Annotated in this window: 20 protein-coding genes; 12 read left to right on the top strand and 8 right to left on the bottom strand. The window is 73.1% G+C overall.

All coding sequences use genetic code 11. The features are described from left to right. Positions 1-57 precede the first annotated feature (57 nt). Positions 58-1,110 carry a LacI family DNA-binding transcriptional regulator gene (locus ACFW9D_RS16305; RefSeq protein ID WP_188340522.1) on the bottom strand — a complete coding sequence of 351 codons (1,053 nt, stop codon included), beginning with the start codon at positions 1,108-1,110 and terminating at the stop codon, positions 58-60. Positions 1,111-1,374: 264 nt separating this feature from the next. Here ACFW9D_RS16305 and ACFW9D_RS16300 point away from each other — a divergent pair, with 264 nt between their 5' ends. From ACFW9D_RS16300 to ACFW9D_RS16255, 10 genes are read left to right on the top strand one after another with little or no spacing between them, the layout of a single operon-like run. After that, entirely contained in the window at positions 1,375-2,646 is a 1,272-nt protein-coding gene (locus ACFW9D_RS16300) for an ABC transporter substrate-binding protein (RefSeq protein ID WP_384622507.1), read from the top strand. Between the two features lie 11 nt (positions 2,647-2,657). Further along, positions 2,658-3,614, top strand: a complete 957-nt coding sequence (locus tag ACFW9D_RS16295; RefSeq protein ID WP_384622505.1) for a carbohydrate ABC transporter permease — start codon at positions 2,658-2,660, stop codon at positions 3,612-3,614. After that, positions 3,601-4,509: a carbohydrate ABC transporter permease gene (locus ACFW9D_RS16290; RefSeq protein WP_384622502.1), complete on the top strand. Its 909-nt coding sequence runs from the start codon at positions 3,601-3,603 to the stop codon at positions 4,507-4,509. Before ACFW9D_RS16295 ends, ACFW9D_RS16290 begins: the two co-directional genes overlap by 14 nt. Positions 4,510-4,562: 53 nt before the next feature. Next, the gene (locus ACFW9D_RS16285; RefSeq protein WP_384622499.1) at positions 4,563-5,327 is read left to right on the top strand and encodes an SDR family NAD(P)-dependent oxidoreductase; all 765 of its coding nucleotides are present in this window, start codon (positions 4,563-4,565) and stop codon (positions 5,325-5,327) included. After that, positions 5,315-7,114 carry a heparinase II/III family protein gene (locus ACFW9D_RS16280; protein ID WP_384622495.1) on the top strand — a complete coding sequence of 600 codons (1,800 nt, stop codon included), beginning with the start codon at positions 5,315-5,317 and terminating at the stop codon, positions 7,112-7,114. Before ACFW9D_RS16285 ends, ACFW9D_RS16280 begins: the two co-directional genes overlap by 13 nt. 1 nt (position 7,115) lies before the next feature. Further along, a complete protein-coding gene (locus ACFW9D_RS16275) occupies positions 7,116-9,122 on the top strand; it encodes a hypothetical protein (protein WP_384622492.1) in 2,007 nt (668 codons plus the stop codon). Continuing rightward, positions 9,119-9,733 carry a DUF624 domain-containing protein gene (locus ACFW9D_RS16270; protein ID WP_384622489.1) on the top strand — a complete coding sequence of 205 codons (615 nt, stop codon included), beginning with the start codon at positions 9,119-9,121 and terminating at the stop codon, positions 9,731-9,733. The genes ACFW9D_RS16275 and ACFW9D_RS16270 overlap by 4 nt, the downstream gene beginning before the upstream one ends. Next, entirely contained in the window at positions 9,733-10,833 is a 1,101-nt protein-coding gene (locus tag ACFW9D_RS16265) for a DUF1565 domain-containing protein (protein ID WP_384622487.1), read from the top strand. Before ACFW9D_RS16270 ends, ACFW9D_RS16265 begins: the two co-directional genes overlap by 1 nt. Beyond that, a complete protein-coding gene (locus tag ACFW9D_RS16260; RefSeq protein ID WP_384622484.1) occupies positions 10,830-13,223 on the top strand; it encodes a polysaccharide lyase 8 family protein in 2,394 nt (797 codons plus the stop codon). The genes ACFW9D_RS16265 and ACFW9D_RS16260 overlap by 4 nt, the downstream gene beginning before the upstream one ends. Before the next feature lie 2 nt (positions 13,224-13,225). Further along, complete coding sequence (locus ACFW9D_RS16255; protein ID WP_384622481.1) at positions 13,226-14,200, top strand: acetylxylan esterase; 975 nt, start codon at positions 13,226-13,228, stop codon at positions 14,198-14,200. Positions 14,201-14,232: 32 nt separating this feature from the next. On the opposite strand, the gene ACFW9D_RS16250 is transcribed toward ACFW9D_RS16255, so the two are convergent. The 7 genes from ACFW9D_RS16250 to ACFW9D_RS16220 all read right to left on the bottom strand — a co-directional run bounded on the left by ACFW9D_RS16250 (position 14,233) and on the right by ACFW9D_RS16220 (position 21,542). After that, positions 14,233-15,606, bottom strand: a complete 1,374-nt coding sequence (locus tag ACFW9D_RS16250; protein ID WP_384622478.1) for an SMI1/KNR4 family protein — start codon at positions 15,604-15,606, stop codon at positions 14,233-14,235. Between the two features lie 51 nt (positions 15,607-15,657). Further along, positions 15,658-17,910 (bottom strand): tetratricopeptide repeat protein, encoded by a 2,253-nt coding sequence (locus ACFW9D_RS16245; protein ID WP_384622476.1) that lies wholly within the window; start codon positions 17,908-17,910, stop codon positions 15,658-15,660. 18 nt (positions 17,911-17,928) lie between these two features. After that, on the bottom strand, positions 17,929-18,831 hold the full coding sequence (locus ACFW9D_RS16240; protein WP_384622473.1) for an oxygenase MpaB family protein: 903 nt from the start codon (positions 18,829-18,831) through the stop codon (positions 17,929-17,931). Positions 18,832-18,895: 64 nt separating this feature from the next. Then, positions 18,896-19,453, bottom strand: a complete 558-nt coding sequence (locus ACFW9D_RS16235) for a hypothetical protein (RefSeq protein ID WP_188340510.1) — start codon at positions 19,451-19,453, stop codon at positions 18,896-18,898. A 172-nt stretch (positions 19,454-19,625) separates the two neighbouring features. After that, the gene (locus tag ACFW9D_RS16230) at positions 19,626-20,804 is read right to left on the bottom strand and encodes an acyl-CoA dehydrogenase family protein (RefSeq protein ID WP_188340509.1); all 1,179 of its coding nucleotides are present in this window, start codon (positions 20,802-20,804) and stop codon (positions 19,626-19,628) included. A 146-nt stretch (positions 20,805-20,950) separates the two neighbouring features. Continuing rightward, positions 20,951-21,334, bottom strand: a complete 384-nt coding sequence (locus tag ACFW9D_RS16225) for a ferredoxin (protein ID WP_384622470.1) — start codon at positions 21,332-21,334, stop codon at positions 20,951-20,953. 37 nt (positions 21,335-21,371) lie between these two features. Beyond that, complete coding sequence (locus ACFW9D_RS16220; RefSeq protein WP_188340507.1) at positions 21,372-21,542, bottom strand: hydrophobic protein; 171 nt, start codon at positions 21,540-21,542, stop codon at positions 21,372-21,374. A 121-nt stretch (positions 21,543-21,663) separates the two neighbouring features. Here ACFW9D_RS16220 and ACFW9D_RS16215 point away from each other — a divergent pair, with 121 nt between their 5' ends. After that, entirely contained in the window at positions 21,664-22,041 is a 378-nt protein-coding gene (locus tag ACFW9D_RS16215) for a VOC family protein (protein ID WP_384622467.1), read from the top strand. Between the two features lie 165 nt (positions 22,042-22,206). Then, positions 22,207-23,286, top strand: coding sequence for a hypothetical protein (locus ACFW9D_RS16210; protein WP_384622465.1), 1,080 nt, complete (start codon positions 22,207-22,209; stop codon positions 23,284-23,286). The last annotated feature ends 19 nt before the right edge of the window (positions 23,287-23,305 follow it).

The raw sequence follows: 23,305 nt of genomic DNA, 5'->3' as shown, positions 1-23,305 counted from the left end.
GGCGAGGAGGCCGAGCGGTTCGACAGCCGACCGTACACCAGTGCGCCGGTGCTCCCCTCAGCGCACGCCCGGGGCCGGCGCCGTCGACTCGCGGACCACGAGACGAGGCCTGATCAGCAGCGACCTGCCCGCGCCGCTGGACGTCTCGATCCGGGCGCGCAACTGCTGGAAGGTCTCGGCGGCCATCTCGGGCAGCGGCTGGCGGACGGTGGTGAGCGGCGGCTCGAACAGCTCGGCGAGCAGAATGTCGTCGAAGCCGACCACCGACACCTCGCGCCCCGCGCTCACGCCCGCGTCCCGGGCTCCCCGGCACACCCCGATCGCGCACATGTCGTTGATGGCGACGAAGCCGGTGGGCGGTTCGGGTGCGGCGAGCAGTTCACGGGCGGCGGAGCGGCCGAGCTCGGCGGACTCCTTGTCGCCGAACTCGCTGGTGGCGGCGCCGGGCCAGACGACCGCGGACGCGGGGTCCACGCCGCCCTCCTCCAGCGCGGACCGGAAGCCGCGCAGCCGCTCGCGCCGGTTGACGCTGCTGACCGAGCCGGAGACGAACGCCAGCCTGCGATGGCCGAGTTCGAGGAGGTGGCGGGTGGCGAGCTCGGCGCCCATCGCGTTGTCGACGCTGATGCTGGCGAGGGAGGCGGGGTCCCCGGACTGGGCGGCCCGGTCGAAGGCCACCATCTTCAGGCCGCGCTTGAGCAACGGCGCGACGTGGTCGAGGGTCGGCAGCGAAGAGCACAGGACGACGCCGCTGACCCCGTCGGCGAGCAGCTCCTCGCCGTACTTCAGCTCCCTGGCCGGGTCGCGCTCGCTGTTGCACAGCAGCACGTGGTATCCCTCGGCGAGTGCTACGGCCTCCAACTCCCGGGCCAGCGCGCCCCAGAAGGGGTTGGCGACGGACGGGACGATCAGGCCGATGACCCGGATGCGGCCCGTGCGCAGCATCCGCGCGGCCCGGTTGGGGCGGTAGCCGAGCGTCTCGATGACCTGCTCCACCCGAGCGAGGGTCGCCGCCTGCATGCGGTCGGTCCGCCCGTTGAGCACATTGGACACCGTGCTCGCGGACACGCCTGCCGCCTGCGCGACCTGATGGATCGTTACCCCGTTCAACGCGGTGCCACCTCCGGCTCGTCACGTCACTGTAAACATCAGTGTACCGATTTACTGAACAAGGATCACCGCCCCGTCCGAAAAGATTCTTGTGCACGGCCGGTTGACGCCTTGTGAGCGGCGTTCTTAGCATCACTGCATCGATTTACCGAAGGTCGACCCCATCACCGCGCCATCTCATGGCCGTTCCTCTGCCTTCGCCTCACTGCATCGATACACAAGGTTCTCGACCATCTCGCTCCCTCGCCTCTTAAGGGGTGTCCCATGGAACTCACGAGACGATCGCTGCTCGCCACGCTCGGCGCGGGCACGGCGGTGGCGCTCACCGGCTGCGCCGCAGGATCCGGCACGGGCGGCAAGGCCGACGGACCGGCCCAGGGGGAGATATCCCTGCTCACCCCCATCTACGAGGGCACGGACGGCAAGCAGCTCCTGGAGGGCGAGATCATCCCCGCCTTCCGCAAGAAGCACCCGGACGTCACGGTGAACGTCGACTACACGACCTACACCCAGCTCAACGAGAAGATCACCACCGCGCTCGCCGGCGGCCTGCTGCCCGACGTGCTGATGATGGGCGTCGGCTGGATCCCGCCGTTCGCCGCCAAGAAGGTGCTCGCCGAACTGCCCGAGGACCTCGCGTCGAAGTACGGCTACGAGGAGCGGGTGCTGGAGCCCTCCCGGTACGGCGGCAAGCTGTACGCCCTGCCGACCGTGATGGCGACCCGCCTGGTCGCCTACCGCAAGGACCACTTCGCGGCCGCCGGCATCAAGAAGCCCCCGGCGACCCTGGCCGAACTGCGCGCCATGGCGAAGGAGCTGACCAAGGGCGACCGGATGGGCATGGACCCGTTCTCGATCGATCTGCGCCAGTGCTGGGAGACCTTCCTGTTCGCCAACGGCGGCTCGATGTTCAGCGCCGACGGCAGGAAGCCCACGTTCACCGGCGCGCGGGGCGTCGAGGCCCTCCAGTTCTTCAAGGACCTCCAGGCGGACGGCTCGGCCGACTACACGAAGAAGACCGAGGCCGACGCCGGGGCCGCGACCAACCTCCAGCTCGGCAAGGCCTCGATGATGATGACCGGCAGCGGCCTGTGGAAGCAGCTCCAGGAGCAGAGCCCCGAGCTCATCGAGAAGGACCTGATCGGCGCGTTCGTGCTGCGCGGCCGCCGGCCCGCGATGCTCACCGGCGGCACCCTCGTGTGCCAGTCGGCGCGCACCCGGCACGCGGCCGCCGCACAGGCCCTTGTCGCCCACCTCGCCGCCCCGGACAACGTGCTCGCTGCCGCCAAGCAGCGCGCGACGGTGCCCGGCATCAAGGACCTGCGCTCGTCCCCGTACGTGAAGAGCAACAAGCTGGTCGACTTCTCCGTGCGGAACCTGGGCAGCGCCTGCGCGGAGGGCGGGACGCCCGCCTGGATGGAGATCCGCGAGAAGATCAAGCCGACCCTCGAACCGGCGATCGTGAGCGGGAAGTCGGCGGCCGCGGCCGTCGCGGAACTGGGTGAGCTGGCCCAGTCGGCCATCTCCCGGCTGTGAGGGCGCCGACCGTGGGAGCCGTCTCCGTACTCCACACCCGGCCGCCCGCCCCGCCGGCCGAACCGCCGCGCCCCGCGCCCGCCCGGCCCCGCCGCGGCCCCGGCGCCCGGCGGCGCCGCGCGGGACTGCTGATGGTGGCGCCCGCGCTGCTGCACGCGGCGCTGTGGATCGGCGTGCCGGTCGTCGCCGCCGTGTTCCTAGCGTTCACCTCGTACGACGTGCTGAGCGCGCCCCGGTTCGTGGGCCTGGACAACTTCCGGGACATGCTCGACGACGCCGTGTTCCGCAAGTCGATCCTGAACACGGTGATCTACACCTTCTTCACGGTGCCGTTCGGCATGGTGCTCGGCCTGCTGCTCGCCCTGGCGCTCGACAAGGGGCTGCGGGCGCGCGGCGTGTTCCGCACCGCGATCTTCCTGCCGCAGGTCACCGCGACCGTCGCCATCGCGCTGGTGTGGCTGTGGATCTACAACCCGCGCAACGGCCTGTTCAACACCCTCCTCGCCCTCTTCGGCATCGAGGGCCCGGCCTGGCTCGCGTCCACCTCGTGGGCGATGCCGTCGGTGATCCTCGTCGGCATCTGGCAGGGCATCGGCATGAAGATGCTGATCTACCTGGCCGCGCTGCAGAACCTGCCGAAGGACCTGTACGAGGCCGCCTCCGTGGACGGCGCCTCACCGGTGCGGCAGTTCTTCTCGCTCACGCTGCCGCTGCTCAAGCCCGCCACGTTCTTCGTCCTCATCACCTCTCTGATCAGCGCGTTCCAGTCCTTCGACCAGATCTACATCCTCACCGACGGCGGCCCGGCCGGCTCGACGACGATGATGACGTACGAGATCTACAAGTCGGCGTTCCGCGAGTTCCGCGTGGGCTACGCCTGCGCCCAGTCGCTGGTGCTGTTCGTGCTCCTCATGGGCTTCACCCTCGTCAACCGGCGCATCATGGGAGGCACCCGTGGCCACGACTGAGACCCGGCCCGCGCCCGTGCGGGCGGCCGCCCGCACGCGGGTGAGGCCCGGCCGGATCGGCCTGTACGTGACGCTCGCGCTGGTGTCGCTGCTCATGGTGACGCCGTTCCTGTGGATGATCGTCACCTCGCTGAAGACGCCCCAGGAGATCGCGGCGGAGCACGCCGGACTGCTGCCCGCGCACTGGGACTTCGGGAACTACGCCGACGCGTTCCGCGCCGCGCCGTTCGCCACGTACGCGCGCAACAGCTTCGTCATCGCCCTCAGCCACACCGTCCTGAACGTCGTCTTCGCGTCCATGGCCGGGTACGCGCTGGCCCGGATCCGGTTCCGCGGCAGCGAGTTCCTGTTCTACTGCTTCGTCGCCGCGCTCATGATCCCCACGTACACGAAGGTCCTGCCGGAGTTCCTGATCGTGCGGTTCATGCCGCTCGCGGGCGGCAACGACCTGTTCGGTCAGGGCGGCAGCGGCTGGCTCGACACCTGGTGGGCACTGATCGTGCCGGGGGCGGTGACGCCGTTCGCGGTGTTCCTGTTCCGCCAGTTCTACCTGGACCTGCCGGTGGAGCTGGAGGAGGCGGCGCGACTCGACGGGCTGGGCGAGTTCCGGATCTACGCCCGGATCATGACGCCGCAGGTCAAGCCGGCCCTGATGACGGTGGCGCTGCTGACCTTCGAGTCGTCGTGGAACAACTTCCTGTGGCCGCTGCTGGTGACCCGCACGGACAGTCTGCGCGTCATCCAGGTCGGTCTGTCCGTCTTCAAGACGGAGAACGGCACGCAGTGGCAGTTCCTGATGGCCGGCACGACGCTCGCGACGCTGCCGATGGTGCTGCTGTTCCTCCTGGGGCAGCGCTACTTCGTCCAGGGGTTCGCGCACACCGGCCTCAAGTGACCCTGCCCGCACCACTCTTCGCTCTCCCCGTTCTCGTGAAAGGTCCTCTCCGCATGTCCAGTGATCTCCAGGGTTCCCGCGCTCTCGTGACCGGCGCGGGCCACGGCATCGGCCGGGCCGTCGCCGTCGCGCTCGCCGCGGCGGGCTGCGACGTGGCCGTGCACTACCGCAGTTCCGCCGAGGAGGCCGGGCGGACCGTCTCCGCGATCGAGGGCCTCGGGCGGCGCGCCAAGGCGTTCCAGGCCGACGTCACGGTCACGGCCGAGGTGGACCGGCTCGTCGCGGACGCGGCAGGATTCCTCGGCGGGCTCGACGTCCTCGTGTGCAACGCCGGGCATCTGATCGGCCGCACCCCGGTCGCGGAGATGAGCGACGCCCACTTCGACCAGGTGATCGACGCGAACCTGACGTCGACGTTCCGTACCTGCCGGGCCGCGCTGCCGCATCTGACCGCGTCGCCCGCCGGGCGCATCGTCACGATGTCCTCGCTGGCCGCGCACAACGGCGGCGGCCCCGGCTCGGTCGCGTACGCCGCGGCGAAGGCCGGCGTCCGCGGCTTCACGAAGGCGCTCGCCAAGGAGGTCGCCGCGTCGGGCGTCACGGTGAACGCGGTGGCCCCGGGCTTCATCAAGGGCACGGCGTTCCACGACACGTTCACCGCGCCCGAGGCCCAGGAGGCGATGGCGGCGGGCATCCCGGTGGGGCGGCCCGGCACACCGGAGGACGTCGCCGCGTCGGTCGTGCATCTGGCCTCGCCCGCGTCGGGCTTCCTCACCGGCACGACGCTGGACATCGACGGTGGCGTGTGGCCGCGGTGAAGCGCGCGATCCCGCGGGAGCGAGGCGGCTGGTGGCACGCGTACGTGTGCCCCGCGCACGGGCTCGAACTGGACCACGGCGACCCGCTGACCGGCGTCTTCCCGGCCGGTGGCGCACGCTGCGCCCGCGGCTGCCGGGTGGACACGCCGGACGTGCGGGGCGCGTGGACGGTCCTGTCCCATCAGGCGTGGGCGCGGCACGCCCGGGTCCTGGCCCTGCGCGGCGAGGACGCGCAGGCGCTCCGGCTGCTCCTCGAACACGCCGAGGTGTACCGGGAGTCGGCACGCGCGTCGCACGAGGGGGCGCAGGCGTGGATGCTGCGCGGGCGGCTGTTCCACCAGGCGCTGACCGACGCGATCTGGGCGGTGACCGTCGGGCACGCCGTGTGGACGCTCGCCGAGCACGGCACGCCCGGCACGGACGCCCTGCTGCCGCTCCTCGACGAGCTGGAGCGGGCGGCCCTGGACGCCCGGCACGTCCTGGTCGACCGAGGCGACCTCGCGTCGAACTACACGACGTGGCTGACCGCGGCGGGCATCGCGACCGGGCGGGCGGCGGCGCTGGTGCGCGGCACCCCGTGGGACGGCGCCAAGCAGTGGCTGGAGGGGCCGCACGGGCTGTACGCCCAGGTGCGGGCGTGTGTCGGCGCGGACGGCTGGGAGTGGGAGGGCAGCACCTATTACCACGGGTTCGTGCTGCGGGCCGCGCTGCTCGCGCTGCGCGGCGTCGCCCCGGCGGACGTGCCCGCGGACGTCGCGGCGCTGCTGACCGGCATGGTCGACGTGCTCGCCGCGCTGGCGACGGACGGCGGGGTGCTGCCCGCCCTGAACGACGGGCCTTACCTGCGGGTGCCGCTCGCCCTGGAGTGGCTCGAACTGTGCGCGCTGGCCGACGGGTTCGCGCCCGCGCCACGGCTCGCGGCGGTGGCCGCGCGGGCCCGGCTGGAGGCCGGGGACGCCGACGACGGACTGGACCGGCTGCTCGGCCGGGGCTCCTGGTTCGGGGGGCCCGCGCTGCCCGCGCGCCCGGTGCCCGCGCCGGTGACGGTGTTCGGGACGGCCGGGTACGCGGTCGTCCGGGCGGCGGGCGCGCACGCCGTGCTCGCGTTCGGTCCGCACGGCGGCTCGCACGGCCACCGCGACAAGCTGGCCCTGTCCCTGTACGGGCAGGAGGCGTGCTGGCAGCCGGACCCCGGCGAAGTGCCGTACGGGCACCAGGAGTTCCGGGAGCACTACGCGTCGACGGCGGCGCATCCGGCGTTCGCGGTCGACGGCGCGGAGCAGGCGGAGTGCGCGGGCCGGCTGCTCGCGCGGGACGCCACGTCCGTCACCGCCGAGGTGACCGGAGCGTATCCGGGGGTGCGGGCGGTGCGCCGCGTCGAGGCCGCCCCGACCCACCTCGTCGACGTGCTCACGCTCGACGTGACGGACGGCGGACCGCGCCGGCTGACCGGACAGTTGCGCCCGGGCGTCGCCCTCGATGTGCAGGTGCAGTCCGAGGGCGCGCTGCGCACGACGTGGTACGGCGGGGACGAGGTGCTGCACGGCTGGCACGTGGCGTCGGAACCGGTGCGGCCGGTGACCCGGCCGGGCCCCGGCCCGGCCGACGATCCGCAGGTGGCGCGCACCTGGGTCGATCTGACGGCGCGCGCGTCGCGGCTCGTCCTGGTGTCCGTGTACCAGGCGGCGGCGCAGGGTCCCGCGGTGACGGGTGTGCGGCTGGCCGGCGACGAGGTCGTGGTGGAGCTGGCCGACGGGACGCGCGCCGGGCACGGGACGGGGGCCTGACATGCTGCTGTCGGCGACACCGCCCGCGGGGCCGCGCCCCGGTCAGGAGCGGCGGCTGCTCGACGAGGCCGCGCGGCACCGGGCACTGACCCCGCCGGCCCGGCACCCGCGCGAGAGCATCACCTGGCTCGGCGCCGCCGCCGCGCATCCCGCGCTGGCGTACCGGATCACGGGCGACCCGGCGCATCTCGCGGAGGCGGAACGCTGGATCGGGGCGGCGGTGCGTCTGCCGCACTGGGGGCGCGCCCATCTGCCCGACCACGACCTGGACGCGGGCTGGCTGCTGCACGGTCTGGCGCTCGCGGGGCACTGGCTGGGCGGGGCCCTCTCCCCCGACCTCACGGACCTGCTGCGGCACAAGCTGCTGGTGCAGGGGCGGCGCATGTACGAGTTCGCGGTGGAGACGGAGGGCCGCTGGTGGTCGTCCTCGTACTGGCAGAACCACAACTGGATCTGTCACGCGGGGCTCGCCACGGCGGGCTACGTGCTGGGCCGTGAGAAGTGGACGGAGCGGGCGAAGAGCAATCTGGGCCGGGTGCTGGACGCGCTGCCGGCCGACGGCTCGCACGCCGAGGGCGTCGTCTACTGGCGGTACGGGGTGCCGTGGCTCGCCGCCCATCTGGATCTCCTCGAGGAGTGCGAGGGGCTCGACTGGTGGGGCCGGGGCGGCTTCATGGAGCACACCTTCGGGTTCCGGCTGCACCAGTCGGCGCCCGGTTTCGCGGAGCAGGCCGGGCACGGCGACTGCCACGACCGGCACAGCGGGCACAGTGTGGCGCTGTACCGGAAGCTGGCGGCGCGGTTCGGGATCGGCGAGGCGCAGTGGCTGGCGGACCTCGTGGACCGTGAACTCCGCGACGGTGAGATCGAGTTGAGCGCTGTCCGGCCGGGGATCCGGGCGGAGGCGTTTCTGGAGTACCTGTGGCACGACCCGGCGGTGGTGCCGGTCGCGCCGCAGGGCACGCACGCGCACTTCCCCGATCTGGGGCTGCTGACCTCGCGCACCGGCTGGGACGGCGCGGCGACGTTCGTGTCGTTCAAGGCCTCGCCCGGGGGCGGTCACCAGGCGTGGGAGGCCAGTGCCCGGCATCGCGCGGAGCAGGGGTGGGAGACGCTGAACTGCGGGCACCACCATCCGGATTCGGGGTCGTTCGTGCTGGCGTCGCAGGGCGCGTTCCTCGCGGTGGACGAGGGCTACAGCAACCGCAAACGGGCGGCCCACCACAATCTGCTGCTGGTCGACGGTCAGGGCTTCGCGGGCGAGGACCGCTACCACGTGTACGAGGGCCTGCCGTACGCGCGTCAGGCGCGGATGCGGGACGCGCTGGCCGGCGGCGGCTGGCTGCACGGCACCGCCGAGCTCGCCGCGATGTACCCGGACGAGCTCGGGGTGCGGCGCCTGGACCGCACGCTCGTCTGCACCCCGTCGGGCCGGCTCGTCCTGCTGGACGAGGGGCGGGCGGACGCCCCGCGCACCTGGACGTTCCTGCTCCAGACGGACGCGCCGACCACGGCCGCCGAGGACGGCCGGGACCGGCTGATCGAGGCGGGCGACGCGCGGGCCGTCCTCCGCCGCCTCGCCCCCGACGCCGTACGGATCACATCGGAACCGACCCGGATCGAGGCCAACCCGACAGCGAGCACACCGGAGTTGAGCATCACGCGCACCCAGCACACCCTGCGGCTGACCACGGCGGCCCTGGGCCGGGCCCGGCTCCTCACGACGATCGAGCCCGGGGCAGGGCCCGCCACCGCACGCGCGGTCCCGCACGGCGTCGCGTTCGACACGCCGGACGGCCCGGAGACGGTACTGCTGTCCCCCGGGGAGCACGAGCGCGTCGAGGCGTGCGGCTGGGCGGCCGACGCGGCGGCGCTGCTGCTCGCACCCGGCCGGGAGCCGTACGTGGTCGCGGCCCGGCGGCTGGCCCGGGACGGGCACGTCGTACGGGAGTGGGCCGAGCCGTACACGGGCCCGGCACCCGTCGCGGACCGGGCGGTGACTCGATGACGATGACCGCTTCCCTCGGCGCGCGCGGCCGGGGCCGGCTGCTCGGCCTGCTCGACCGGATCGCGCAACCGGCCGCCGCGGGCGCCGCGTTCACCGTGCTCGCGCTCGGTGTCGTCACCTGGCTGCCCGCCCTCGCGGCGCTCGCCCACACGCTCCAGCGGTGGCGCACGGACGGCGACAACCGCTGCTTCACCGGCGTGTTCACCGCGTTCCCCCGCTCCTGGCGGGCCCTGTGGCGGCACGGTCTCCTCGCCACCGCGGCGGTCGGTGTGCTCGCCGTGAACTCCCTGTTCCTGAGCGGCCGTTCGAGCCCGTACGCGTTCGTGCTGCTCGCCGCCCAGGCCGGTCTCGCGGCCGCCCTGGGCGTGCACTGCACGGCGCTCGCCGCACACGCCGGACTCGACCCCTCGGGGGCCGTCACGGACTGGCACCGGCGCGCCCTCGCCCTGGCCTTCGGCTCCCCCGCGCGCGGCACCGCGCTGCTCGGCGCGGCGGTGTCCGCGCTCGTCCTGACCCTGCCCGTGCCGCTCGGACCCCTGCTGTTCGGCCCGAGCGTGCCCGTTCTGCTCGCCCTGCACCTCGCCGCACCACGACCGGAGAGGACCTCCTGATGTCCAGACGGACCCTGCTCACCCTCGCGCTCGGCGCCTGCGCCGTCCTGGCCCTGCCCGCCGCACCGGCCTCCGCCGCGTCCGCGTACTACGTCAGCCCGACCGGCAGCGACGGCAACGCCGGCACGTCGTCGGGCGCGCCGCTCGCGACGATCCAGCGGGCGCTCGACCTCGCGCCCGAGGGGGCGGTCGTGCACCTGGCGTCCGGCACCTACCGGCAGGACGTCGTGACCCGGCGCGAGAACGTCACCCTCACCGGCCCGGCGAGCGCCGTCGTCAAGGGCGCGGGCGCCACCCGGATCGTGCAGGTCCAGCACGACGGGACGGTCCTCGACGGATTCACCGTGGACGGTCTGTTCGGCTCGTCCTCCGACGTGTCCGGGTACCGCTCCAAGCTCGTCTACGTGATGAGCACGACGCCCGGCAACGGCGTCAACGCCCTGCGGATCACCGGCATGACGCTGAAGAACGCGGCCGACGAATGTCTGCGCCTGCGCTACCTCGTCACCGGCGCCGACGTGTCCGGCAACACGATCAGCGACTGCGGCGTCGCCGACTTCCGCTTCGGCGGGGGCGGCAAGAACGGCGAGGGCCTCTACCTCGGTACCGCGCCCGAGCAGCAGGGCGACAACGGGGCGCCCGACGCGGCCCCCGACGTCAGCAAGAACAACCGGATCCACCACAACACGATCGTCACGCGCGGCAACGAATGCGTGGACGTGAAGGAGAACTCCACCAACAACTACGTGGAGTACAACGACTGTTCGCAGCAGCGCGACCCCAGTTCGGCAGGTCTCGACGCGCGTGGCAGCGGCAACATCTTCCGGTACAACACGGTGCACGACAACACGGGAGCGGGCGTCCGGCTCGGCGGCGACACCGCGACCGACGGCATCGACACCCAGGTGTACGGCAACACGATCACGGGGAACGCGGGCGGTGGCGTCAAGGTCATGCGGACCCCGCAGGGCCCGGTGTGCAGCAACACGATGAGCGGGAACACGGGCGGGAACTCGGTGGGCACGTACGGCGCCGACTACACGCCCGACGCGCCCTGCTCCGCCGTCACCGGGCGCCCGGTCACCGGGGCCGCGTCATGAGCGCCACCCGCCGCACCGTTCTGGCCGGCACCGGTGCCGTACTCGCCGCGACCGCGCTGCCCGGCTCGTTCCTGACGCCGGCCCTGGGCGCGGACACCGGGACCGCGGCGGGCGACTCCGTGGACCTGCTCACGCGCTGGCGCACGCTGCTCACCGGCGGGCCGGGGCTCGACACGGCCGAGCCGCGGATCGCCGCCGCGATCGCCCGCATCGACCGGGCCGCCGTCTCCGCGCTCAAGGGCCTCGACCCGTCCCGCACCGACGGTCTGTGGCCCGATCTGACCAGCACGTCCGTGTCGAACCACGTCACCACCTCGTTCAAGCGGCTCGCCACCGCCGCGACCGCGTGGGCCGTGCCCGGGACGGACCGGTACGGGGACGCGGCGCCGGCCGATCTGCTGTGCCGGGGCGTGGACTGGATGCTGGAGCACCGCTACGGGCCGGGGCACGCGCGGTTCGACAACGACTGGGACTGGGAGATCGGCTGTGCCCTCGCGCTCAACGACACGGCTGTCCTGCTGCACGAGGTGCTGGGCGCGGACCGGCTGACCCGGGTCACCGACGCCGTACGGCACTACACGCCGGACCCGGACCTGTGGCGTGCCGACCGGCAGATCGCGACCGGCGCCAACCGCGTGTGGATCTGCACGGTCGTCGCCGTCAACGCCGTGCTGCGCGCCGACGGCACCGACCTCGCGCGGGTGCGGGACGCGCTGTCCGACGTGACGGGCGGCGGCGCCAACAGCGTGCTCGCGTACCAGGACTCGGGGTCCGGCACCGGCGAGGGCTTCTACTCCGACGGCTCCTTCCTCCAGCACTACAAGCACCCGTACAACGGCGGCTACGGCAAGGAGCTGCTCGGCAACCTGTCCCGGCTGCTGCACCTGCTCGACGGCACCGACTGGGAGGTCACCGACCCCGAGGTGGCCAACGTGCGGCGGTGGGTGACGGACGGCTTCGACCCGCTCATCGCCCGCGGTGACGTGCAGGCCGGTGTGTGCGGGCGGGAGATCGCCCGGTCCAGCAAGCAGGGGCACGTGGCGGCGCAGACGGTGATCGAGGCGGTCCTGCGGCTGCTGCCCGGGCTGCCGGCCGCGGAGGCCGACCGGTTCGGGGCGCTGGTCAAGCAGTGGATCACCGAGGACACGTACCGGGACTTCCTCGGCGTCACGGACCTGGCCTCGCTCGTCGCCGCGCAGCACCTGCTCGCCTCCGGCGTCAGGCCGCGCGGACCGCTCGTGACACACCGCCAGTTCCCGCGCATGGACAAGGCGATGCACCACCGCCCCGGCTTCACCCTCGGCCTGTCCGTGTACTCCAGCCGGATCTACAACTACGAGTCGATCCAGAACGAGAACCTGCACGGCTGGCACCTGTCCGACGGCATGGTCCTGCTGTACGACGACGACCTCGGCCACTACAGCGAGGACCACTGGCCGACCGTCGACCCGCTGCGCCTGTCCGGGACCACCGTCGTCGCCGAACGCCCCGCCGACGCGGCGGGGCAGCGCACGTCGAGCACCGCCGACTGGGCGGGCGGGGCCGCGCTGCCCGGGACGACACTCGGCGCGTACGGCATGGAGCTGCGGGCGTACGGCAGTTCGCTGCGCGCGTTCAAGAGCTGGTTCTGCCTGGACGACGTGATCGCGCACGTCGGCTCCGGCATCACGGCGGACGCGGGCCGGGTGGAGACGATCGTCGAGAACCGCAAACTCCGCGACGTGTCCGCCGAGTTGACCGTGGACGGCGTGCCCGCCCCGTCCGACGCCGGCTGGTCCGGGGACTACGAGGAGGCGACCAGTGTCCATCTCACGGGCACCGGCGGCTACGTCTTCCCGCGCCCGACCGCGGTACGCGCGCTGCGCGAGCAGCGGACGGCGACCTGGCGGGAGATCAACATCAAGTACGGCACGGACACGCCCGTCACCCGGCCGTACCTGACACTGTGGCTCGACCACGGCACGGCCCCGTCCGGGGCGGGGTACTGCTGGCTGCAACTGCCGGGCGCCTCCGCCGAACGCACCCGGCGCACCGCCCTCGCGCCGCCCGTGCGGACCGTCGCCGCGACGGAGGCGGTGCACGCGGTGCGACGCGGGGCGGACGGACTGCTCGCCGCGAACTTCTGGGCGGCGGGCCGGGCCGAGGAGCTGTCCGCGGACGGGCCCGCGTCCGTACTGGTCCGCCCGCGCGACGGCGAGGTGGACGTGGCGGTGAGCGATCCGACGCAACTGCGCGAGCGGGTCGTCCTGGACCTCGCACTGCGCGGGTACACCGTGGCGCGGGCCGACGCGGGCGTGAGCGTCGCCCGGACGCTGTCCGGCACCCGGATCTCCGTCGACACCGCGGGCCGGCACGGCGCGACGGTGTCTCTGACCCTGACGAGGAGCTGACCTTGCTGTTCGACATGCCGCTGGACCGGCTGCGGGAGTACCGCCCGGAGCCGGAGGAGCCCGCCGGCTTCGACGCGTTCTGGCGCAAGACCCTGGAGGACGCGGCGCGACACCCGCTGGACGCCCGTTTCGTGGCGCACGACGCGGGGCTCGCGACGGTGGACGTGTACGACGTGACGTTCAACGGGTGGGGCGGGCAGCCGGTGAAGGCGTGGCTGCTGCTGCCGCGCGGGCGCACCGGGCCGCTGCCCGCGGTCGTGCAGTACATCGGATACAACGGCGGCCGGGGCATCCCGTACTCCTGGCTGACCTGGAGCGCGCTCGGGTACGCGCACCTGGTGATGGACAACCGCGGGCAGGGCGGCGGCGGCAAGAACACCGCCGACACGCCCGACGTGGCGCCCGAGGGGCACGGCTCGTCCTCGCCCGGCTTCCTGACCCGGGGCATCGAGGACCCGCACCGGCACTACTACCGGCGGCTGATCACCGACGCGGTGCGGGCCGTCGACGCCGTCCGCGCCCACGAGGCGGTGGACGCGGCACGGGTCGCGGTGCTCGGCGGCAGCCAGGGCGGCGGGCTCGCGCTCGCCGTGTCCGGGCTGCGCGAGGACGTGGCGGCGACGATCGCCGACGTGCCGTTCCTGTGCCACTACCGGCGCGCCTCGCAGATCACCGACAACGGCCCGTACGCGGAGATCGCCCGCTTCCTGTCCGGGCACCGCTTCGGCGTGGAGTCCGCGATGGAGACCCTGTCCTACTTCGACGGGGTCAACTTCGCGGCGCGGGCGACGAGTCCGGGCTGGTTCTCGGTCGGCCTGATGGACAAGATCTGCCCCTCCTCGACCGTGTTCGCCGCGTATCACCGTTACGCGGGTCCGGCGTCGATCGAGGTGTTCCCGTACAACGGGCACGAGGGCGGCGCCGAGTACGACCTGCCGCGCAAGATCGGGGCGCTGCGGGGCGTGTTCGGCGGCTGAGACGGCGGGGCTCCGCCCCCGGTGGCGGTGTCTCAGCCGTGGTGCCGGTCCGCCGGTCCGAGGTCGCCCTTGAGGAGGGTGCGGACGATCGGCGGGCGGTTCCACAGGGCCAGGATCTCGTTGGCGAGGGCGGCCGGGACCGATGTCGTCTCCGGCAGGCCGTGCGTGTCGATCGCCGCTGCCGACAGACCGCGCGGGACCGCGTCCGCGTCGAGCAGCACCCGCCATTCGCGGGGGCCGAGGCTCAGGAACTCCAGGCCGGTGAGGCGGGCGATCTCGCAGGGGTCGGCGAGCGTGCCCGCAGACGCTGACAGGGTGCGCAGCCGGGGCAGGCCCACAGCTGGGGCGAGACTGACCGGCTCCCCGTCCAGCACTCCGATGGAGAGCACCTCCAGGCCGGGGTGGACTGCGGCCTCGACGCTCGGCGTGGCGTGGATGTTGACGTGGGCGACGGCCGCTCGCCGCGCCTCCGGTTCTCGCCGCTCCTCCTCGCGTTCGCGCCCGAACAGCAGGTCCGTGAGGGAGTCCGCGAGGAGTTCCGCGCCGACGTACTCCTCGTGGCCGATGAGGATGATCTGCCCGACGTGGCCGCGCGGGCCGGGCGTGAGGTCGACGGCGAGCCGGTCACCGCCGCCGTTCTCCCCGAACACGATCCAGCCGGGCGAGCCGACCAGCCCCTGCACCCGCGCGTCGGGATCGGTGCCTACGGCCTCCAGTGCGGCGTGGTCCCAGGGTGCGGGCCGCGTGGTGGCGTCGGCGATGTGGCAGGAGGCCAGCGGGTAGGGCTCCCACCGGACCGCCTCCTCGTACCGCAGCGCTTCCCGGCGACCGGCGTCCGAGTCCCAGTGGAGTTTGAGGTCGGCGACCCGGTAGAGCGCCTTCAACTCGTCGGGCAGCGGGACGCCGAGCCGTGCCTCCGCGTCCGCGATCTGCGCGTCGCTCGCCCCTTCGGCGGCCGGCATCCGCTCCTTGACCGTGCGGGCCAGCAGCTCCGGGTCCGCGGTCGGGGCCGGCACCGCGTCCGGCGCCGGATCGGGCAGCCGGCGCCAGGGCTCGGGCACCGCGCCCTCGACAAGGAGCAGCATTCCGGGGCTCGGCGCGTCCGGCCGCTCGAGTCCCATCACGCGGAGCGTCGCGGGCCCTGACGGGGTGAACCGCACCGAGAACGTCACGCCCTCGACCCCGGCGGCCGCGACCGCCTCGCACACCGGGCCCGCCGCGCCGGACTCGTACGCCGCGGCGGAATCCTCCAGCCGCAGGCTCCATTCGGCCGCGCCGATCCGCCCCGACGCGTACCAATCAGTGTCGGCGTTCCGGCCCTCCCCGTGGCGTCGCAGCAGTCGCAGCAGCGGCACCCAGGTGCCGAAGTCGTGGAGCGGCGCGTGGTCGAGTCTCTGAACAGCCATGCGTGTGACCCTAATGACCCCGGACGACCGGCGACTCGGCCGGTCCCCGGCTCAGCCGCGCGGGCGCAACCCCTCCACCCGGCGGTACAGTTCGGCCGCCTCCGCCGTGCGGCCCAGTTGTTCGAGGCAGTGGGCCTCGTCGGTGCGGCTGGTGAGGGTGTCGGGGTGGGCCGCTCCGAGGACACGCTCGCGGGCGGCGGCGACGGTGCGGTACGCGCCGAGCGCGTCGTGCCAGCGGCCGAGCCAGCCCAGGCCGACGGCGACCTCCCGGTGGCTGATCAGGGTGTCGACGTGGTCGGGGCCGAGCACCCGCTCGCGCAGGGCGCACACGTCGCGGGCCTCGGCGAGGGCCTCCTCCCAGCGGGCGAGACGGCCGAGGTTGACGCCGAGGCCGTGCCGGGCGCGCAGTGTCTCGGGGTGCTCGGGCCCGCTGACCCGGGTGCGGTCGTCGACGAGGTCCCGGTACAGCGTGAGCGCCTCGGCGCTGCGGCCGAGCCGGCCGAGGCTGATGCCCACCTCGTAGCGGGCGGCGAGTGTGTCGGGATGGTCGGGGCCCAGTGTGTGGGCGCGGGCGTCGGCCACGTCCCGGTAGGTGCGCAGCGCCTCGCTCCAGCGGCCCAACTGGCCCAGGGTGTAGCCGACTTCGCAGCGGGTGACGAGGGTGTCGGGGTGATCGGCGCCGAGGACGCGGGCGCGCGCCTCGGCGACCTCGCCCGCCATGCGGTGCGACTCCTCGACGCGGCCGAGCCGGCTGAGGTTGAAGGCGAGGTTGTGGCGGCAGCGCAGGGTGTCGGGGTGGTCGGAGCCCATGGTGCGCTCGCGGGCGGCGAGGACCGCGGTGTACATCTGGTGCGCCTCGAAATGCCGCCCCAACTTGCCGAGCACGTAGGCGACTTCCTGGCGGGCGCCGAGCGTGTCGGGGTCTTCGGCGCCGAGTGTCCGCTCCCGGCCCTCGACGACGCGCCGGTACGTGCGCAGGGCGTCGCTCGCGCGGCCGGTGCGGCTGAGGGCGAAGGCCACCTCGTAGTGGCTGGAGAGGGTGTCGGGGTGGTCGGGGCCCAGGGCGTGCTCGCGCGCTGCGGCGACCGCGCCGTGCGCCTCGCCGGCCTCGTCCCAGCGGCCCTGCCGTCCGAGGGACAGTGCGGCGTTGTGCCGCCCGGTGAGTGAGTCCCGCAACTCCGTTACGTCCACTGGCTGTTCGGCCGCACTGGGCCAGACCGCGGGTACCGCCCCCGGGGTCCCCTCGTTCCTCCGGGGGATCCACTCGCGGGCGAGGCCTCCGGCCGGGTCCGGTGGTGTCGTCCGGAGGCCCGCGCCTCCGGCGGCCTTGTGTCCGGTGGTCATGCCGCGGGTCCAGGACGGCAGCCGGGGCTCTTCCGAGGGCGCGGGCCGGACGGCCTCCGGGGTGTTGCGGGGCCGTGCGGGGGCCGCGGCTCCGGTCGGGACGGCGGCGATGCGCGCGGCCAGCTCGGCGGCGTCGCGGGGCCGGTCGTCGGGTTCCTTGGCGAGCAGGTCCCGGATGATCCGGTCCAGGTGGCGGGGCAGGTCGGGGCGCAGGCTCCGGGGCGGCTCGGGCACGGTGTCGCGGTGTCCGACGAGCACGGCCCAGGCGTCGACGAGGTCGAAGGGCGGGGCGCCGGTCGCGAGCTCGTAGAGGACGCAGCCCAGGGAGTACAGGTCGCTGCGCTCGTCGACGTGGACGCCGCCGATCTGCTCGGGCGACATGTAGTGCGGGGTGCCCATCGCGATGCCGGTGCCGGTGAGGCGGGAGGTGAGGCCGATGTCGTGGCCGAGGCGGGCGATGCCGAAGTCGCAGATCTTCACGGTGCCGTCGGCGAGCCGGACGATGTTCGCGGGCTTGAGGTCGCGGTGCACGATGCCCTGCGCGTGGGTGTAGGCGAGGGCGGCGGCGACCTGTGCGGCGATGTCGACGATGTCGTCGACGGGCAGCGGGTGCTGCCGGTCGTCCTCCAGGAGCCGGCTCAGGTCGCGCCCTTCCAGGAGCTCCATCACGAGGTACAGGACGCCTTCGTACTCGCCGAAGTCGTGGACGACGGTGATGCCGCGGTGCTGGAGCGCGGCGGCGACACGGGCCTCGCGGCGGAAGCGCTCGCGGAGCACGCGCGTGAAGTCCTGGTCGCGCTGCGGCCCGGCGGGCTTGAGGCACTTGACGGCGACGTGCCGGCCGAGCGACTCGTCGCGGGCGCGCCACACCTCGCCCATGCCGCCGCGGCCGATCGGTTCGAGCAGCCGGTACCGCCCGTGGATCAGTCCGGTGTCCCGTGTCTCCCCCAGCTCCCGCATGTCCCGCTGTCGCCCCCGTCAGCTCGCTGCGCCCTCCCCCGGCCCGTCCAGTATGGCCAGCCCGCTGCCGGTTTTGTACGGTGCCGGACGGGTTTCGGGACCAAGTCGTGCCACGGCCCGCAGGACGTGCTTCGGGGGCAGTTGCCAGCGCAGCCGTGCGGGGACGAGGCGCAGGGCGGTGCCGGTGGCGCGCAGGCGGCGGGTGACGACGGCCGGGGCGGGTGCGGGTCTGCCGTACAGGGTGTGGGCGTACGGCGGCAGGGCGTCGTAGGCGAGGTGCGCGACGTGTCGCCACAGGAGGGCGCGGGCGGGGACGAGGAGCGCAGGGGTGGGCGGCCTGCGCAGGAAGTCGTCGACGACGCGGGCCTCGGGTCCGGCGGCGAGCTCGGGCCGCACGCTCTCGAAATAGGCCGCCAGTTCGCGCCGCGATCCGGGGACGCGGTCGGGGTCGAGGCCGACGAGGCGGGCGCTGGTGCGGTGCTCGGCGATGTAGCGGTCGGCCTGTGCGTCGGTGAGCCGGAATCCGGAGCGGCGGGCGACGTGGAGGTAGGAGTCGATCTCGGCGCAGTGCACCCAGAGCAGCAGTGCGGGTTCGTCGACGCCGTAGCGCTCACCGGTGTCCGGGTCGGTGGCGCCGAGCCGGCTGTGGATCTTCCGGACCCGGGCCCCGGCCCGCTCGGCGGCCTCGGTGGTGCCGTACGTGGTGGTACCGACGAAGCTCGCCGTGCGCATGAGCCGGCCCCAGGCGTCGCGCCGGAAGTCGCTGTTCTGGAGGACGCCGCGGACCGCGCGGGGGTGCAAGGCCTGGAGGTACAGGGCCCGCACCCCGGCGATCCACATCATGGGGTCGGCGTGCATCTGCCAGGTCACGGAGTCGGGCCCGAACAGACCCGGATCCGGCGCTTGCTCTGGTGAGCCCATGGGCCCAGTGTGCGGAGATTCCGGTCGGGACGCCAGAGCCGGCCGGGGCGCCGGCCCGGAGGGCTCACTTCCAGACGGCGAACGGCTCGTCGTCACTGCTGCGCAGCAGGCCGCCCTTGACCCACTCGACCTTCTCGGGCGACGCGTCGGAGCCCGCCTCGGAGAGGTAGACCGAGCAGCCCTCGTAGCTCTCGCCGGCCGGGGCCTTCGCGAACTTCGCGGAGTCGTGCTCGTCGAGGCACTTGTCGAACTTCGGCGCCTCCTCGTAGCTGAGCTGTCCGTCGTCGCCGACGACCGGCTCGGGGAAGGCGGCCATGATGTCGAGCCGCGTCAGCAGGTCCCCGTCCGCGGTGACGTCGAAGGAGGGCCCGTCCACGTCCCCGGACTCGGACTTGGTCACCTTGTAGTGAACGTAGTAGGGCGTGCGGCCCTGGTACTCGGAGGCGTCCTTGAGCACCGAGAGGTCCCCGTTGGACCCGGTCTCCACCCGGACCACGCTGACCTCCAGGTTGTCCTTCGTCGCCTTGTCGCCGTAGGACAGCTCCTCAGTGTCGGAACACCCGGTGAGCGCCAGCGCGGCGGCGGCTCCGAGGGCGGCGAGTGTCGCGGTTCGGCTGTTCAAGATTCCCCCTGGATGGTGGTCCGTACGGCACGGGTCGGCCCGCGGAGCATGTCTACCGCACCCGACTGACAGGCCGTCCGACAACTCCGCAACCGGAGACGGGCATCACAGGAAGCGCACAGGAACCACGCGCACGACTCGCCCCGGTCCGGGGCGGGTCGTGCCGCTCGCCTCAGCGCCGTACGCGCGGCATCCCGAGGCCGATCCAGGAGATGATCTCGCGCTGGATCTCGTTGTTGCCGCCGCCGAAGGTGAAGATCACGGCGGAGCGGTAGCCGCGCTCCAGTTCGCCGTGCAGGACCGCGCCCGTGCTGCCTTCCTTCAGTGCGCCCGCCGCGGCGACGATCTCCATGAGCCAGGCGTAGGCGTCGCGGCGGGCCTCGGAGCCGTAGACCTTGACGGCGGAGGCGTCCTGGGGGGTGAGGGTGCCCTGCTGGACGGCGTTCACCATCTGCCAGTTGAGGAGCTTCATCGCGTCGAGCTTGGTGTGGGTCTGGGCGAGGCGCTTTCTGACCCAGCCGAGGTCGATGACGCGCCGGCCGTCGGCGAGCTTGGTCTCCATGGCCCAGCGCTGCACGTCGTGCAGGGCGCGGATCGCCATGGTGCCGTGCGCGGCGAGGGTGACCCGCTCGTGGTTGAGCTGGTTCGTGATGAGCCGCCAGCCCTTGTTCTCGTCGCCGACCCGGCGGCTGACGGGGACGCGCACGTTCTCGTAGTAGCTCGCCGTGGTGTCGTGGGAGGCGAGGGTGTTGATGAGGGTGCAGGAGTAGCCGGGGTCCGAGGTGGGGACGAGGAGCATCGTGATGCCCTTGTGGGGCGGCGCGTCGGGGTCGGTGCGCACGGCGAGCCAGACCCAGTCGGCGGTGTCGCCGTTCGTGGTCCAGATCTTCTGGCCGTCGACGACGTAGTCGTCGCCGTCGCGGACGGCGCGGGTCTTCAGCGCGGCGAGGTCGGTGCCGGCGTCGGGCTCGCTGTAGCCGATGGCGAAGTCGATCTCCCCCGAGAGGATCTTCGGCAGGAAGAAGTCCTTCTGCTCGTCGGTGCCGAACTGCATGATCGTGGGGCCCACGGTGTTGAGCGCCATCAGCGGCAGCGGAACGCCGGCCTGGGCGGCCTCGTCGAAGAAGATGAACTGTTCCATGGGCGTCAGTCCGCGCCCGCCGTACTCCTCGGGCCAGCCGACCCCGAGCCAGCCGTCCGCCCCGAGCCGGCGCACCGTCTCGCGGTAGAACCGCTTCTGCGCGGCGGGGTCCTCGTAGCGCGCGTACGCGTGCTCGGGGACCAGCTGGGCGAAGTAGGCGCGCAGCTCGGTGCGCAACTGCTGCTGCTCAGGCGTGTATTCGAGGTGCACGGCCCCTCCTGGCGGTCGACCGGGCTGCCTCGGCCCGGACTTCAGGCGCGGATGCGACGGCGCACACAGTAGAACGCGTTCCAGAAATAGGGAATGCCATGGACTGACTGGATGTCAGATCGACGGGGCCGCACACCTGTTGCGAGTCACACGAGGGCGGCGAGGAACTCCGTGCACGCCCGGGCGCACCGGCGACAGCACCCCGCGCAGTCGCCGGCGTCCGGGGCCCGGTCGCAGGCCTGGGCGCACTCCAGGCTGACGGCCCGGCACCATTCGACGTGCAGCCGCATCCCGTACGGGTCCTGACGGAGCTCCTCGGACAGGAGCCGGCAGGTCGCGTCGCACACCTCGGCGCAGCGCAGCAGAGCCCGGCGCAGGTTCGGCCGGCGCGGGGCGCCGGCGGTGACGGCACCGAGATCGGCGGCCCCGACGGACGTCACGCACCGCTTGGCGCACTCGGTGCAGGCCTGGGCGCAGTCGAAGCGCTCCTCCAGGAAGCGGACCGGCGCGTGGATCTCGGTCTGGGTCATGACTCCTCCCGGAGTCGCGGCGGACGGATCGGCGGCCTCACCACCGGTACCAGCGGGACCTCGACCCGCTCGCGGTCGTGCCGCGGACGAGGAAGCCGAGCAGCCACAGGACGAGAACGGCCAGGGCGACCCACCAGAGCACCTTCACGGCGAAGCCGACGCCGAAGAGGATCAGAGCGAGCAACAGAACCAGCAGAACAGCGATCACGGTCGGTACCTCCTTGAACGCCCCGGGTTCCCCCGGCCGCGCGTCCTACACGGAGAGCGCAGGGAATCGGCGCGGCCGGATCGGGGTACCCCGCCCTCTCCACGAGCGGAGGAGGCGGGGCATGAGCCTGGTGCACACGGGAGTACTGGTCCTGGACTGCCAGGATCCGGCGCGGCTGGCCGAGTTCTACGAGGCGTTGCTAGGCGGCGAGGTCGTCGTCGCGCCGGGCGGGGAGCGCGCCGACGTGACCGGAGAGCGGGGCACCCGCATGGCGTTCCGCCGCGACCCCGCGGCCGCGCCGTCGAGCTGGCCGCGCCCGGAGGACGCGCAGCAGGCGCATCTGGACCTCCTCACGGCGCCGGAGGACCTCGACGAGGCGGAGCGCCGGATCGTCGAGCTGGGCGCGCGGCCGCTCCGGACCCGGGACGCGCCCGGTCCGCACGAAGCACGCCTGTACGCGGACCCGGCCGGACACCCCTTCACGCTCCGCCCCGCCTGAACGCCGGCGCGGCCGGCGCGGTCGGGGCGACCGGCATGTCGGCGCGTGACCTCGGGCGGGCCGTGGCGCCCCTCACACCCACGGCGGTCCCCTCCGGCCTCCATTTCGTTGTAGAGTACAACCACAAGCAAAGGTTGTATTTGCCAACCCATGGAGGTCCCGCCCATGTCCGCCGCGCGCAATCCGGCGCTGCGCCACGTTCTGACGCATCTGCTCACCCCCCTTCTGATGTGTGTCGGCATGGGCCTGGCCTACCTCGGCGCCTTCGCCTCGCCCGAGCCGCACCATCTGCCCGTCGCGGTGGTCGGCGCCGGGCCCGAGGCGAAGGTGTTCGCGCAGACCGTGAAGGACAAGGCGGGCGACGCCCTCGACGTCCGCACGGTCGACACCAGGTCCGCCGCGGTCGACCAGCTGATGACGCGGGACATCGACGGCGCGTACGTCGTCGGCGACTCCCCCGAGCTGATCGTCGCCTCGGCCGGTTCGGACACCACCGTGTCCGTCGTCGAGAAGATCTTCACGCCGGTCGCGGCCCAGCAGGGCGACCCCCTGAAGGTGACCGACGTGGCGCCTCCGGTGTCCGACGACCCGACGGGGCAGGGCCTGTTCTTCCTGCTCGTGGCGGTCAGCATCGGCTCGTACGCCTCGGTCGCCGTGATCGGCGGCGCGGGCGCCGTGCTGCGGATGCGGACCCGTGCGCTGCTCGTCGTCGGAGCCTCCGGCGCGGTCAGCCTGATCGGCGCCGCGTTCGCCGGGCCCGTCTTCCATCTGGCGCACGCCCACCTGTGGGGCCTGTGGGGCATGACGTGGCTGTACTCGGCGGGCATCCTGCTGATCGGCGTCGGACTGCACACCTTCCTGAAGCGGTGGACGACGCTCGGCGTGATGGTGCTGTTCGTGATGCTGAACTTCACCAGCTCCGGCGGAATCTTCCGGCCCGAGCTGCAGAACGGCTTCTTCGGCAGCCTGCACGCCTTCTGGAACGGCGCCGGGTTCGTCGAGGGCGCCCGCAGCCTCCTCTACTTCGGCAGCCACGACCTGGGCCGCAACGTGTGGTCGCTGGCCGCCTGGCTGCTGGTCGGCGCGGTCGTCCTCGGGATCGCCGCCCTGCACGAGCACCGGCAGGAGCGGAGCCCGGCCGCCGCGGGACACGCCGCACCCGCCCACGCCGTCCCGGCCCGCACCGAGCGCGCCCGGGCCGAGGAGGACAGCGAGGAGGAGATGGAGGAGGCCGTCGGCGTCTGACCGGCCCCACCCCCGGACG

The sequence above is a fragment of the Streptomyces sp. NPDC059524 genome (genome assembly GCF_042749255.1).
Classification (GTDB): Bacteria; Actinomycetota; Actinomycetes; order Streptomycetales; family Streptomycetaceae; genus Streptomyces; species Streptomyces xanthii.
The sequence above is the reverse complement of the archived record's forward strand: the minus strand, read 5'-3'. Positions and strand labels throughout refer to the sequence as shown.